Annotated in this window: 9 protein-coding genes and 2 pseudogenes; 9 read left to right on the top strand and 2 right to left on the bottom strand. The window is 52.0% G+C overall.

All coding sequences use genetic code 11. The features are described 5' to 3' along the window. A pseudogene (locus tag AB4Z33_RS07520) lies at positions 1–101 on the bottom strand (molybdopterin cofactor-binding domain-containing protein); the annotation flags it as partial. On the opposite strand from AB4Z33_RS07520, the pseudogene AB4Z33_RS07515 reads away from it, so the two are divergent. From AB4Z33_RS07515 to AB4Z33_RS07475, 9 genes and pseudogenes are all read left to right on the top strand, one after another. Then, positions 98–1,171: pseudogene (locus AB4Z33_RS07515) on the top strand (ABC transporter ATP-binding protein); the annotation flags it as partial. The pseudogenes AB4Z33_RS07520 and AB4Z33_RS07515 sit on opposite strands and share 4 nt — an antisense overlap. Further along, complete coding sequence (locus tag AB4Z33_RS07510; RefSeq protein WP_442049328.1) at positions 1,168–4,110, top strand: extracellular solute-binding protein; 2,943 nt, start codon at positions 1,168–1,170, stop codon at positions 4,108–4,110. The pseudogene AB4Z33_RS07515 and the gene AB4Z33_RS07510, both read left to right, overlap by 4 nt. Before the next feature lie 5 nt (positions 4,111–4,115). Next, a complete protein-coding gene (locus AB4Z33_RS07505; protein ID WP_442049327.1) occupies positions 4,116–5,087 on the top strand; it encodes a carbohydrate ABC transporter permease in 972 nt (323 codons plus the stop codon). A gap of 4 nt (positions 5,088–5,091) precedes the next feature. Then, positions 5,092–5,949, top strand: coding sequence for a carbohydrate ABC transporter permease (locus tag AB4Z33_RS07500; RefSeq protein WP_442049326.1), 858 nt, complete (start codon positions 5,092–5,094; stop codon positions 5,947–5,949). 27 nt (positions 5,950–5,976) lie between these two features. Then, positions 5,977–7,992 (top strand): YIP1 family protein, encoded by a 2,016-nt coding sequence (locus AB4Z33_RS07495; RefSeq protein ID WP_442049325.1) that lies wholly within the window; start codon positions 5,977–5,979, stop codon positions 7,990–7,992. Further along, on the top strand, positions 7,985–10,213 hold the full coding sequence (locus AB4Z33_RS07490; protein ID WP_442049324.1) for a DUF5696 domain-containing protein: 2,229 nt from the start codon (positions 7,985–7,987) through the stop codon (positions 10,211–10,213). Before AB4Z33_RS07495 ends, AB4Z33_RS07490 begins: the two co-directional genes overlap by 8 nt. Continuing rightward, positions 10,213–11,106, top strand: a complete 894-nt coding sequence (locus tag AB4Z33_RS07485) for a carbohydrate ABC transporter permease (RefSeq protein WP_337099263.1) — start codon at positions 10,213–10,215, stop codon at positions 11,104–11,106. Before AB4Z33_RS07490 ends, AB4Z33_RS07485 begins: the two co-directional genes overlap by 1 nt. Continuing rightward, positions 11,103–12,086, top strand: a complete 984-nt coding sequence (locus AB4Z33_RS07480; RefSeq protein WP_337099264.1) for a carbohydrate ABC transporter permease — start codon at positions 11,103–11,105, stop codon at positions 12,084–12,086. The genes AB4Z33_RS07485 and AB4Z33_RS07480 overlap by 4 nt, the downstream gene beginning before the upstream one ends. A 171-nt stretch (positions 12,087–12,257) precedes the next feature. Then, positions 12,258–13,628 carry an ABC transporter substrate-binding protein gene (locus tag AB4Z33_RS07475; RefSeq protein WP_442049323.1) on the top strand — a complete coding sequence of 457 codons (1,371 nt, stop codon included), beginning with the start codon at positions 12,258–12,260 and terminating at the stop codon, positions 13,626–13,628. Between the two features lie 82 nt (positions 13,629–13,710). Here AB4Z33_RS07475 and AB4Z33_RS07470 read toward each other — a convergent pair whose 3' ends face one another. Beyond that, positions 13,711–14,412 carry a cupin domain-containing protein gene (locus AB4Z33_RS07470; protein ID WP_442049322.1) on the bottom strand — a complete coding sequence of 234 codons (702 nt, stop codon included), beginning with the start codon at positions 14,410–14,412 and terminating at the stop codon, positions 13,711–13,713. Positions 14,413–14,586 lie beyond the last annotated feature (174 nt).

Here is a 14,586-nt window from a genome sequence, read left to right as displayed (position 1 = left end):
AGATAAGTGTCAAGGTTACGAGTCATATAATAACCATTGTCCATAACGGCATCTTCGGTAAGCGTGAAGCCAAGCGCCATGCTGCTTCCGCCCTCGATCTGTCAACGATTTCCACCTTTCCATTGAGGAGGGGGAGTTCCTCGTACTGGTCGGTCCATCCGGCTGCGGCAAATCGACTACGCTTCGAATGCTAGCTGGCTTAGAGGAGATCACGGAGGGCGAGCTGTATATCGACGACAAATTCGTTAATTACTTATCGCCGAAGGATCGAGACATTGCGATGGTATTTCAGAATTATGCGCTCTACCCGAACTTATCGGTGTACGAGAATATCGCGCTTGGCCTTAAGCTTCGCAAGACAGCCAAGCATGACATTGAGCTTAAAGTGAACCGCGTAGCCAAAATTTTGGAAATATCGCATTTGCTCGATCGCAAGCCTAGTCAGTTGTCTGGCGGTCAGAAACAGCGTGTTGCGCTGGGGCGTGCGATCGCGAGGGAGCCGCAGGTATTCCTGATGGATGAACCGCTGTCCAATCTTGACGCCAAGCTAAGGGCGCAGACGCGCGCGGAACTAATCAAGCTGCAGAGCGATTTGAAACGAACGACGGTATATGTGACGCATGACCAGGTCGAAGCGATGACGATGGGTACGCGGATCGTAGTCATGAAGGACGGCGTTATCCAGCAAGTAGCACCGCCAAGGCAACTCTATGATGAGCCAGCCAATCTGTTCGTTGCCGGATTCATTGGCTCGCCGCAGATGAATTTCCTGGAAGGAAGCATCGTTCGTCAGAATGGCGTTTATTACTTCTTGAACAAGCGGATTAAGTTCCGAATTCCTGAGAAATATTACGGGCAATTCAATGCGAAACCCGGCACGCTTCGTAATTGCGTTCTCGGTGTTCGCCCGGAGCATGTGCAGCTTGGACCTGATAAAGACGAGTTTCCTGAGGACGAATATGTGCGCGGCGTTGTTGAGATGACTGAGGTCACAGGCGCCGATTCTTATGTGTACGTCAAGATCGGGGAGAAAACGGTAATCGGCCGGACGGAGCCTGAGATTGACTACGAGAAGGAAGAGAAGCTGCTCGTAAGCTTCAACATGAACAAGATCCACTTCTTCGACGAGCAGTCCGGCGAGTCACTTGCAGCCGGGGGAGATGAAGGATGATTCGGCTTAAATCGAAGAAATGGCTGGGCAGAGGATTTCGAATTTTGTTAGCGGTTGCATTGATTGTCGTCGCTGTCCGCTGGGTATCCGGCAGCGAACCGACCTTGTACGCGACTACCGTTACCGCCGAGCAGATGCTTTCGTTCGAGAGCAAGCCGGGTGAAATGCCCTACGCGAAACTGATGTTGGAATACCCGGAAGCTTTCGAGTCCGCAGAACAGTTGCAAGCGATTCCAATAACTCCCGCTGATTATGAATCTGCCTCTGAGGAGTCCGTTCTGGGGTCGGATGGAGGCAATGGACTCGTTTGGGAGAACGAGCTTGGCTGGGTCGAATGGAGCTTCGAGGCGCCGCAGGATGGCTGGTACGAGCTGCACTTCGATTACAAAGCGCTTGAAGGAGGAAATGCCTCCGTCGTGCGAGGGGTTCAAATCGATGGAAGCTATCCTTTCGCGGAATCCAGCAGGATTGAGCTTGAACGGTTATGGAAGGATGCGAAGTATCCATATGATCGCAACGAAATCGGTCAACAAATCCGGCCGGGACAGGTAGAGCTGACAGATTGGAACAAGGCAGGCGCATCCGTATATTCCGCTTCCTCCGAGCCTTTGCTCTATAAACTGGAGCAAGGCGAGCATAAGTTAAAGCTCATTGGAATTAGGGAGGGAGTCACGCTGCGCGGGATTTCGTTCGAGTCGAAGTCGACAATCCCATCCTATGAGGAATACAAAAGCTCTTTAACCGAATCGAAGCCGCAGTCCGAATGGTTCGAGCTCATTGAGGCTGAACAATTCCAGCGTAAATCCAGCTTGGCTATTCAGACAGACTTTTGGTCTGAGCCTCATATATCGCCAGATCCGAAAGGGCGCATCACCTACAACGTGCTCGGCGGACAGCGATGGAGGCAGCCTGGCGAGTGGGTCGAATGGCAGATCGAAGTGCCGGAGAGCGGCTTGTATGAGCTTGATGTAAAAGCGTTCCAAAACTACCGGAACGGCTTCGAGGCCTATCGCACGATAACGATCGACGGCGAAGTGCCGTTCAAGGAAATGCTGCACTACGGCATTCCGACACGCAAGGAATTCGAGATCGTAACGCTTTCCGATCAAGCGGGGGAGCCTTATAAGTTCCACCTGGAGAAGGGTACGCACACGCTGCGCATGACGGCAGACTCTTCGCTGGTCCAACCAGTCTATCTGGCGTTGACGGATACGCTGAACCAATTGGCCTTATACGATCGCCAAATTAGGCTGTTGACGGGCAATTACAGCAAGTCGGCGTTCGATGCGAATATCGACTCGACGCGAACTTGGGATATGAAGAAGCTAGATCCGGAGGTCGAGCAGAAGATTAACGGCTTCGTTAACCGCTTCGCCGATATCCGCAACTATATTAACGGTTTGAACAAAAAGGATTCCGATCTGTCCGAAGCGATCAAGAGCTCGGTGCATTTGCTCGAGGTGATGCTGGAGGACGTGAACGAGGTTCCGAACAAAATCAATGATTTCTCGACGATTCAGAACAATATCGGAGCTTGGCTAGCAACGCTGACGCATCAGCAATTGTTGGTGGATTATATCGTGGTGCGGACGCCGGAAGCGGAAACAGGGCTGAAAACGGCGAGCGCGATGTCGCGTATCCCTTATTCCGTAGCCGACTTCGGCCGAACGTTCTACCTGGATTACGATACGCGCAAGCATAATCGCGACGGGGCGCTTACGGTATGGGTGCAACGCGGACGCGATTACGTGGAGCTTCTACGCGAGATGGTCGACCAAGACTTTACGCCAAGAACGGGCATTCAGGTCAACATTAACCTAATGCCGAATCCGAACCAGCTTATACTGGGCAACGCCGCTGGCGATGTGCCGGACGTTGCGCTCGGTCTAGGCGAATCGATGCCTGCCGATTATGCAATGCGAGGAGCGGTCGAGGACTTGTCCTCTTATCCGGGCTTCGAGGAAGTACAAGATCGATTCATTCCTGGCGTAAACCGATCGATGTACTACGACGGCRGCGTCTATGGACTGCCGGAGGTGCAGAACTTCCAGGTGCTGTTCTACCGCACCGATGTTTTGGAAGGGCTTGGACTTCAAGTGCCGGATACATGGGATGACGTATTCGATATGCTGCCGACGCTTCAGGAGAACGGGATGACCATGAACTTCCCGAAAGGCGATTTCTCAACGCTCTTCTTCCAGAACAACGCGGAAGTATATTCGCCTGATGGCCTAAAAGGAAATCTCGATAGCGAAGCGGGCCAAGCGGCCTTCAAGCGCTGGACGGAGCTGTACAAGAAATACAATCTTCCGATCGATGTTCCTGCATTCTTCCAGCATTTCCGCGACGGCGACATTCCGATCGGCGTTGCCGACTTCAACACTTACGTGCAGCTTCTCGTAGCTGCGCCGGAAATTACCGGCCACTGGAAGATCGCTCCGTTGCCTGGCATGAAGCAAGCCAGCGGCGAAGTGGCAAGATGGTCGCCGCAAGGCATCTCGGCGGCGATGATGATGGAGAAGAGCGATAAGAAAGACGAGGCGTGGCAGTTCATGCAATGGTGGACGTCCGCAGAGGTACAGTCGCAATACGCTAAGGACATCGAATCGTTCTATGGTATCGAATTCAGATGGAATACGGCCAACGTCGATGCGATGAAGTCGCTCTCCTGGCCATCCGATGATCTGAAGGCGCTTCGCGAGCAGGCGCGCTGGGCGAAAAACATGCCGTACGTGCCCGGATACTACTTCCTCAGCAGGGAAATGGAATTCGCTTGGAACCGCACGGTAATGGAGGGCATACCTGCTCAGGAATCGCTTGAACAGGCGCAGCTCTCGCTGCAAAGGGAGATGAACCGGAGACAAGGTAACTTCGGCATTAAAGCCGGAGATGATCTCGGCATCCCGCAAATCAATCAACCTTACGAATGGGAGGAATAGCACAGATGAATACAGAGCTTACTCCCGGAATAGCAAGGCCAAAGGCTCGACCGGCGATTGGGGCGAAGCTGACTCGCTTCCTGCGCGATATCAAGCGCGACGCGTTCTGCTATTTGTTCCTCGCGCCGTTCCTGATCTGCTTCCTGCTCTTCATCGTTGTGCCGGTCGTCATGGCCGCGACGCTTGGGTTCACGTCGTACGACGGATTTCAGAAGCTGCATTTTATCGGGATCGACAACTATATTAGCTTGTTCACGCAAGATATTATTTTTCTGACCAAAGCGATACCGAATACGTTCCTGTTCGCGCTTATTGTGGGCCCAGGCGGATATGTGCTTTCCTTCCTATTCGCCTGGCTGATCCATCAGCTGCCGATCAAGATCAGGGACTATTACACGCTGGCGTTCTATGCGCCTTCGATGGCGGGCGGCGTTGCGCTGTCCGTCGTATGGATCGCGGCGTTCAGCGGCGACCGCGTCGGCTACGTGAACAACTTCCTGCTCGGCATGGGCTGGATCGACAGTCCGGTCATTTGGCTTCAAGATCCAAAGTATTTGCTTAACATTATGATCATCGTATCGCTTTGGGTCAGCTTCAGTGTAGGCTTCCTCGCCATGTTGGCAGGTCTTCAGACCGTCAATCGCGAGCTTTACGAGGCAGGCCGCATCGACGGCATATCGAATCGCCTTCAAGAAGTGTTCTATATTACGGTGCCTTCGATGAAGCCGCAGATGCTGTTCAGCGCCGTGATGTCGATTGTCGGCACGCTAAAGGCAGGCAGCATATCGACGCAATTGACGGGCTTGCCGATCACGCCTTCTTATTCGGGACATTTAATCATTAACCATATCGACGATTACGCTTTTATCCGTTTCGAGCTCGGCTATGCTTCGGCAGTCTCGGTCATGCTGCTGCTTATCAGCTACTTCGCCATGAGATTTGCCTATCGGCTGTTCGGATCCAAGGAGGAGCTGTAAAACCATGATTCGAAAACTTCGCAGCGTGACGCCGTTTCAAGTAGCGCTCGTCACTTTCTTCACCGCGCTGGCCGCGTTCATGTCGCTGCCGATTATTTTCATACTGAACCATGCGTTCAAGCCGCAGAATGAGCTGTTCTTGTTTCCGCCGAGGTTTCTCGTGCAGAATCCAACCATTCGCAACTTCGAATCACTCATTCTGCATGCATCGAACGCGACCGTGCCGTTCACGAGATATTTGTTCAACAGCATTATCGTAGCCGGATTAACGCTTGCATGCGTCATTATCGTCAGCACGATGGCCGGTTACGTCCTTGCGAAATATCAGTTCCATTTCAAGGGACTCATCTTATCGCTCATTACGCTGTCTCTGATGTTCGCGCCGGAGACGGTCGGCATTCCGAGGTATCTCATCATTAGCGGTATCGGCATCAACAACACGTATTTCGGGCATATATTGCCCGCGCTTGCCTCACCGATTGCCGTCTTCATGCTCGTTGGCTTCATCTCGCAAATTCCTAGCGAGCTGCTCGAGGCGGCGAAGATCGACGGAGCAAGCCACTTCGGGATCTTCACGAAAATGGTGCTCCCGCTGTCTGTACCCGCGATCGCCACAATCTCGATCTTCACGTTCCAAGGCGTATGGGGAGACGTCGAGACTTCGACGCTGTTCATGCAGGACGAGACGATGCGAACGCTGCCTTTCTATGTGAACAGTCTGCTCAGCGGGCTTCAGAACAGTGTCGCCGGGCAGAATATGGCCGCCGCAGCAGGCTTGCTCATGTTCGTGCCCAACCTCATCATCTTCCTGCTCTTCCAGCGGAGGGTGCTCGAGACGATGGTTCATTCCGGCATTAAGTAATTCAAATCAGCAAAGGAAGTCGAAACGATGAAGAAATTGTTATTGTTGTTGCTTCTAGCGGCGACCTCCATGCTCGCCGTTCCGGAAGCGATCCACGCGGAGTTGCCGTACCGAACGTTCTACTACGACAGCAATCAAGCGACATTCCTCCGTATTCAGCCGATCTATACGCCGGCAGATATGGACAGCGCGAGGTTCGCCGAGCCAGTCGACTTGCATGTCGGTGCGGACGACAACGTATACGTCATGGACAAAGGGGCGAATCGGGTTGTCGTCCTTGATCCTGACGGAACGGTTCTGCGAACGATCGGCGCAGATGAGGGAGAGAGCATGCTTAGCGCGCCTGAAGGCCTGTTCGTTACGCCTGAAGGGATAATCTATGTCGCAGACTCTGGCAATCAACGGATTGTCGTGTTCGACAACGAAGGCAACTTTCTCCGTGATTATAAGAAACCCGAGTCCACTTACATGGAGACCGGTCATTTCGTACCGACGAAGATCGTTGTCGACCGCCGGGGCGTCATGTACATCAACCTGAATTCATCCTACGACGGATTGCTTCGCATGAATCAGGACGGGGAGTTCATGGGTTTCTTCGGAGCTAATAAAGCGCAGCAGACGGTGCTGAACTGGCTGAAGAAGCTCATCCTGAACAAGGAGCAGCTGCTCAAAGAAACGGCTAATCTTCCGCGGCCGATTACGAATGTCGCCCTCGACCAGGACGGCTTCATATTCACGGCTACATCGGGCGGATTCGGCCAAGGCGCCATACGCAAGCTGAACGCCGGCGGCGTCGACGCGCTCAAGAACAAGACGCTGGTGAACGGTCACGGTATCGTGGACGTGGCAAGCGATGCGGACGGCTTCCTGTATAACGTCGATATGGAATCCGGACGGGTCAATCTATACGATCAGAACGGCGAGGCGTTGTTCGCGTTCGGCTATATCGACAACGAGACGCAGCAGTACGGCGTGTTAGGTTTTCCAACATCTATCGGCGTTGATTCCAAGAAAGATATATGGATAGCAGACAGCCGCACCGGAACGATTCATAAGTTCGAGCTTACCGAGTTTGGCGGCGACGTTATGAATGCGCTTACGCTGTATCTTGCCGGGAAGTACGAGCAAAGCGAGCCGTACTGGGATAAAGTATACGCTCGCAATGACATGTACAACGGCACGTTCCAAGGACTCGGTAAAGTATATTTGCACGAGAATAATGAAGAAGAGGCGCTCTCATTCCTGAAGACGGCCTTCGACACGAAGGGTTATTCCAAAGCGTTCTGGCAAGTAAGGCTGAACTGGCTGCAAAATAACTTCCTCATGCTCGCATCAGGCATCATCATCGCCTTATTGCTCATTCGGTACGTGCCGCGGTTGGTACGCAGGCAGTTGAAGCGTCACCCGTTGCCGGCTTCATGGGATCGTCCAATCAGCGATTTGCGATTGTTATGGTATGTGATGCTTCATCCGTACCACGGGTTCTACAAGCTGAAGGAGGCTCGCGTATCCTCCTGGATACTCATTCTTATATTGGCCGCGACGATTGGAATGAAGCTGCTATCGCTTTATTTCACCGGATTTCTATTCAATCCGATCGAGACTTCGCAGATTAATCTAGTCAGCAGTCTCGGGTTGTTCGTTGTACCGTGGATCACTTGGATAATCGCCAATTATCTCGTGTGCAGCGTGAAGGACGGGGAAGGAAAGTTCAGGGAGGTTATTCAGGGCAGCACGTACGCGCTCGCACCTTACTTGTTCTTCTCGGTGCCGCTTCTGCTGTTGTCGAATCTCGTGACGCTCGACGAGAGAGTGCTCGTCGATTCGATTAATTCGCTGATGTTCATCTGGATCGGCGTCATGCTTATCGTGATGACGCAGGTAATTCACAACTTCGACTTCTTGGAATCGCTGAAGAACATTGCGATTACGGTGTTCACGATCGGTACGATCTGGCTCTTCGCCTTCCTCGTCTTCGGTCTATCTTACAACTTATACGATTTCTTCTATCAGCTTTACAAGGAGGTCACTTTCTATGGTTGAGTTCATCAAGGGAACGTCCCTCCGCGTAAAGCTGACAACCATCGCTTTGCTTGCGCTAGTTATCATCGTGCTCTCGGTCGTTCTGCAAGGAGAGGATCTGACGCCTGCCAAAGCAATGGAACTCGCGGGTATCGAGACTCACCAGTCGGAGACGGCTGAGCTCTATACGGGAACGCCGTGGAAGCCGGAGACGGGAGCCGATGGTTACGCCGAGGCGCTAAGCAACGAGAAGTTCACTCTTTACGTCGATCCGGCCAACACGCAGATTGCGCTGGTCGACAACCGAACCGGTTATCGCTGGCGAAGCAATCCGAGCGAGGAGGAGCTTGCAGCCGAGACGGTTAAGGGCGTGCTGCTCGCGAATCTGAAGTCGCCTTTCGTTCTAACTTACGTGAGAACGCAAGGCAAGGATCAGACGATCAGAGAAATGCTGAACGCAAATGATCCAAAGATGGTGAAGGAGTTAATTCGAACGGATAAAGGTTTGCAAGTCTCTTATTCCTTCCCTGACAAGAAGCTCGGAGTGTCGTTTCAATACGAGCTTACCGACAAAGGGCTGCAGGTTCGCATCCCGACGAAAGGGATCAAGGAGGAAGGCGATTTCAAAATGTTCTCCCTCGACTTGCTGCCTTACTTCGGAGCGGCAGCGGCCRGAGAGGACGGTTACATCTTCGTACCGGACGGTCCGGGCGGCTTGATCCGCTTCGAAAGCGAACGGCCGGGCGTATCGAGAGGTTATATTCATCAGGTGTACGGTCTCGAGCTGACGAATACGGGCAACTGGAGCCGTTCCGGCGAATGGCGGGAAAATATCGCCTATCCGGTATTCGGCATGAAGCGAGGCGACAACGCTTTCGTCGCGGTGCTTAGAGAAGGCGGTGACTCTGCCGATATCGCCGCGCTGCCGCCGGGGCTGAAGTCCACGACGTACAACGTGTTCGCTAGCCAAATCTATCGCGAGGAATATTTGTACCGGATGAGCAGACTGGCTGCCCCGATCAAGGCGATCCAGAAGCAGCGGCTCGATACCGACCGCGTGCTGGAGTACCGTTTCCTGAACGGAGACGACGCCGATTATGTCGGGATGGCGACCTCCTATCGCGATTACCTGACGGAAACGGAGCAGTTAAAGGAGCAGCTGAAGCCTGTCGATCATACGCCGCTTTATTTGAAAATCATGGGCGGCAATTATACGGAAGCGTATAACCAAATCAAGTATGTGACTGCAACGAGCTTCCCTCAAGCGACCGAAATTGTTAATGCTTTGCGGAAGCGTGGAGTCGAAAGCATGAACGTCATTTATTACGGTTGGCAAAATCAAGGCGATTACGATTTGTACGATCGTTTCCCGATCGAGAAGTCGCTCGGCGGCGAGGCGGAGGCGAAGAAGTTCGTTTCCAGCATGAAGCAGCAAGGCATCGACGTTCTATTCGAGGATGACATGGTATGGATCGATTCGGATAATTCCAATTTGTCTKGCAAGAAGAACGGCATTCGCAGCATCGACGAAACGGTATTTCTCGATGAGGGCTGGTTCATAAGCAAACCGGCGCGCACGGTTGCGATGGCTTACGAGACAATCGATAAGCTGAAGGATATCGGCATTTCCGGCATTCTGTACAATTGGGTCGGCGAAATGGTGTTCCACGATTACGATCCCGACGGCATAATGACCCGCAAAGACACGATGGACGTGTATAGCGGCATGCTGGATTACACCCGGCAGACGCTTGGAAAGTCCAGCGTCTATCGCGGCAATGATTACGTCATCGGCCACACGGACTTTATTGCGAATTTGCCGCATGAATCAAGCTATGACTTCTTGGTCGATCAGACGGTACCGTTCTATCAGATCGCTCTGCATGGCTACGTCGCTTATTCATTCGGAGACGGCAACCTGCGCGGTGAAGTGGAGGATGAGTTCCTCAAAGCGATTGAGTACGGAGCAGTGCCTTCCTTCTACCTGACTTACGATGAGTCGAGGAAGCTGAAATACACAAACTCAGGTTTCTTGTTCAGCAGTCAATATTCGAAGTGGACCGATCGCATTGAGAAAGAATATAAGGCATTCGACTCGTTGGCCAGTCTGCACTCGCAACGAATCGTCGATCATGAGCAGTTGTCCAAAGACCGGTTCGCTACCGTGTACGAGGATGGTACGCGCGTAATCGTCGATTATAGCAGCAAGACGTTCGAAGTTGAGAAAGGAGCTGGCGCATAGTGCAACCGAAAGCAAAAATACGCGCAGAGCGCCTCTATCACTGGAAACGTTACGGCACTGGCTTCCTGTTCATGCTTCCGTGGATTATCGGCTTTGCCATATTCGTACTGATCCCGATCAGTTGGTCGCTGTTCATGAGCTTTAATAAGGTGCAAGTTGCGGTAGGCGGCTTCCGATACGAATGGCTCGGCATGCAAAACTATCGCGATGCGTTTCTGAAGGATAATATTTTCCCGATTGAGCTGATCACATACTTCCAGGAAATGCTGCTGATGGTGCCGATTATCGTCATCTTCGCTCTTCTGATCTCGCTTATGCTGAATCAGCGGTTTCCCGGACGCTTCCTGTACCGCGCGTTGTTCTTCCTTCCGGTTATCTTCGCAACCGGGCAGGTGCTGAACGAGCTGTTCGTGCAGGGCGCCGGCGACATCCCGTTCCTGGAGCAGTACAACCTGCAGCCGCTTGTTGAGGAGTACGTCGGCAAGCAGTTCGGCGAGACCGTCATGGAGGTGCTTGGACGGGCGATTCTCATTCTATGGTATTCAGGCGTGCAAATTCTGATCTTCATCGCCGGGTTCCAAACCATCTCTCCTACGATCTATGAAGCGGTCCGCATAGACGGCGCATCACCGTGGGACAGTTTCTGGAAAATAACGCTGCCGGCATGCGTGCCTTTCATCAGCCTTAATGTGCTGTACACGATCATTGACCTGTTCACGTTCCCGCTTAACCCGGTTCTTGAGCATATCAGGGAGAACATGTTCAAGGTCGATACGGGCTACGGCTATGCCAGCGCGCTCGCCTGGATCTATTTCGCCTTCATCTTCCTGCTGATCGCCATCGTGCTGTGGATGTTCAACCGGAGCATGAAGACAAGGAGGATGCATTCATGATTACTGCGATGAAAACCGAGCTGGAGAAGCTGAACGGGCGAGTACGCGGCATATTCTGGAGCCGCAGGGCGCAGAAAACGAAGATGCTGGTTCTCGGCAGAAGCGTATCGGACGGCTTGCTAGCCAAGCTCATCATCTACATGCTGCTCTCGATCGTCGCTTACCTGTACTTGCAGCCGATTCTGTATATGGTAAGCACGATGTTCAAGACGGTCAGCGACCTGCTTGACCCGACCGTGAAATGGATTCCGCGCGATATGACGTGGGAGAACATTACGAAGGCGTACAAGGGCTTGCAGTATCCGGAGGCGCTGCGGAATACTTCAATAATTGCGCTTAGCTGCTCGCTTGTACAGGTCATTATTTGCGCAATGACCGGTTATGCGCTCGCGCGGCTGGCGCTACCGTTCAAGTGGCTCTTCATGGCACTGATCATATTGACGTTTTTGATTCCGCCTCAGGTCATCATTATTCCGTTATACGTTATTTTCAGCAAGCTGGGGCTTCTGAACACGCTCTTCGTGTTCCTCATCCCCGCCATATTCGGGCAAGGGCTGAAGGGAGCGCTCTTCATTCTCATCTTCCTGCAGTTCTTTAAGTCGCAGCCCGCAAGTCTAGAAGAGGCGGCTAAGCTCGACGGCGCATCGACGACGAGATTGTTCTTCGGCATTATGCTGCCGCTGGCGAGATCAGCCTGCTTGGTCGTGTTCCTGTTCTCCTTCATCTGGTATTGGAACATGTACTACGAGCCGTCCATGTTTTTGGCGAAGGGTTTCACGCCGCTGTCCATCAGACTCAATATGCTTGAGGAAGTGCTGAATCCGGCGCTGCTCGGCAACACGTTCACGATCACCAATCCGATTACGGAAGGAACGAAAATGGCCGCCGCGTTTATGATCATTTTGCCGCCGATCGTTATCTTCATGTTCCTGCAGCGTTGGTTCGTAAGCGGTATTGAAAGAACGGGGATCGTGGAATAGTCCATTAACTTGCTGCCAATCTGACTCACCGAGAGGGGTGATGCTCCAGGATCGTTTTCAGCGATGCAAGAAGCAACAACGGTTAGGATCTAAGGGGTAGGCATTTGGGGGCGAACATGGCTCGTAACTGATGACTCATGGCTCCCACACAAAAACGAGGAGGTTTGCGAAGTGAAAAGAAAACGCGCGTTGACCCTTGCATTAAGTCTGGTACTTATGTTCTCAATGGTATTAACGGCTTGCTCCGGCAACAATTCGAAAGGCAGCAACGCGGGCGAAGGTACGAATGCGCCTGCCGAGACACAAGCACCTGCGGATGAAGCGACTGCTGCGCCAGAGGTGAAGAAAGACCCGGTTACGCTCAAGCTGATCTCATGGTCTGACTCCTACACCGAATTGTATGAAATGTTCACTAAAGAGTATCCATGGATTACGATCGAACAAATTCCGGTTAACAGCCAACCGATTATGGAGATCATTGCTTCGCTCGAAGCGGCTGGTACGCCTGCCGACTTGACTTGGATCGATTCCGATCTAATCACGTTCGACCAAGCAGGACTGCTTGAAGATTTGACGCCTTATATCGAAAAAGATCCTACGTTCCAATCGGTTCAACTTCCTGATGGATTCTACGACACGATGACGTACAAAGGCATGCGTCTTGCTGTTCCTTTCGTCGACGTACCAATGTGGATCTTGGTTAACAAAGATTTGCTCGCTAAGCATGGCGTTGAGATGCCTGCTAACGATTGGACTTATGACGACTTCCGCGAAATCGCCAAAAAAATCACGGATCCAGTGGCTGGCGAATACGGTCTCACGACGCAGCCTGAATTCCAAATGCGCGTGCTTAGCACGAAAGCGATCGCTGACGGCCATGCAGCCAACATTCATTACCTGAATGAAGACTTGACGCAAAGTTTGCTCGCTACGCCTGAAGTTATGAACGACGTAAGATGGCTGTCGGACTTCGTATGGAAAGACGGCTCGATGCAATCCAATGCAAAAGCCGCAGAAACAGGCGACGTGACGAGAGAATTCATCAACGGCAAAACAGGCTTCGCTATCGGCGGCGACTGGGTACTGCCTAACCTGAAAAATAACGCAAACTTCGAGTGGGACGTACTGCCGTTCCCTAAAGGTAAAGTCAGCCAGCCTGGATACAGCATCTATGGCCCAATGTCCTTGCTTAAAGGCTCGAAGCATAAGGAAGAAGCGTTCCTATGGATCGCGTTCCAATTCTCGAAACAAGCGCAAAAGTGGAAGATCGACCAAGGCGCGAACGCTTCGGTTATCGATCCAGAATTGACGGCTTATTATGACGAAACGCCAATGTGGCAAGGTAAAAACAAAGAAGCCGTGAAGATCGCGAAAGAAAACGCGAAAATTCAACCGGGCGTAACGATTCCGGCTTGGGGCGAATACAACTGGAACAATATTTTGAACGAAATCATCTTCGACGGCGCCGACATCAACCGATTGATTCCGGAAACGGAAAAATGGAACAAGCGCACGCTTGAAGTTGCCGAGACGTTGAAGTAAGAGCACATGACAAGGACGGTTATTCATCAAGCATCCGTAAGGACGCTTGAGAATAACCGTCTTTTTTGACCTTAAAAACGAATTAACGGTAATTCCAGCCGTTGCCGATGACAGGATGATACTGCGGATAAGGCGGCTGCTCGTCGCGGTGCAAATAAACCTTTTTGCCTTGACTCGGTACGAACTGGCTTTGCATCGATTGATTCGTATGAGCGACGTTGCCGGTAGCGGCGCCTTGTACTTGATTATTATTGCAATTGGCAGGCGGGCCGATGACGACGGTGTTCGTAATTGGCGCAAGCGCCTCTTCGACAAGCTCTTCATTTAAGCAATACGTGTGGGCGAGTACGCTGGCTGGAGTAAGGCGCAGCATATCGGAAGCACCGATGAATTCCGGTATCGGAGCATCGAAGATGGCGAGCAGATGAGTATTGTCGACGGTCGCGATCTCATAATGCCACCAGCCCTGAGGGATGTTGGCCACTTGACCCGGTTGAATCGGATAATTAAGCAGTTTGCTCGTGAACGGATTAATGAGCGATACGACGGCTGAACCGGTGATGCAATAGACGAGCTCGGATGCATTTTGGTGAGTATGCGGCTCGACCACATTGCCTGTGCTAAGGAAGATGTCCAGAAGCGATACATTTCCTAGCGTATTGAGTTGATTAATCGACAACGTATTGATGTAGTTGCGATTGTCTTTCGTAAACGTATTATTATTACGTAGATCATAAGTAAATTGTACGGTTGGAGAAGTGAAGTCCATATAAGATACAGCCACTTGATTCCCTGCCTTTCGTATGCGCGCAAGCATGTTCGGATTGTAGGCGTATGACCTACCGTATACCATATGTACGCATGACAAAAACCGTTCCGGCGATCGGAAACGGTTATGTGGCGCTGTCTCTCTGGTTTTATGGAATTTAGCGAAACTTGCACGCAAGCTGTGCGTACA

This window comes from Paenibacillus sp. 2TAB19 (assembly GCF_052115185.1).
GTDB lineage: Bacteria > Bacillota > Bacilli > Paenibacillales > Paenibacillaceae > Pristimantibacillus.
This window is presented reverse-complemented; position numbering and strand designations above follow the sequence as displayed.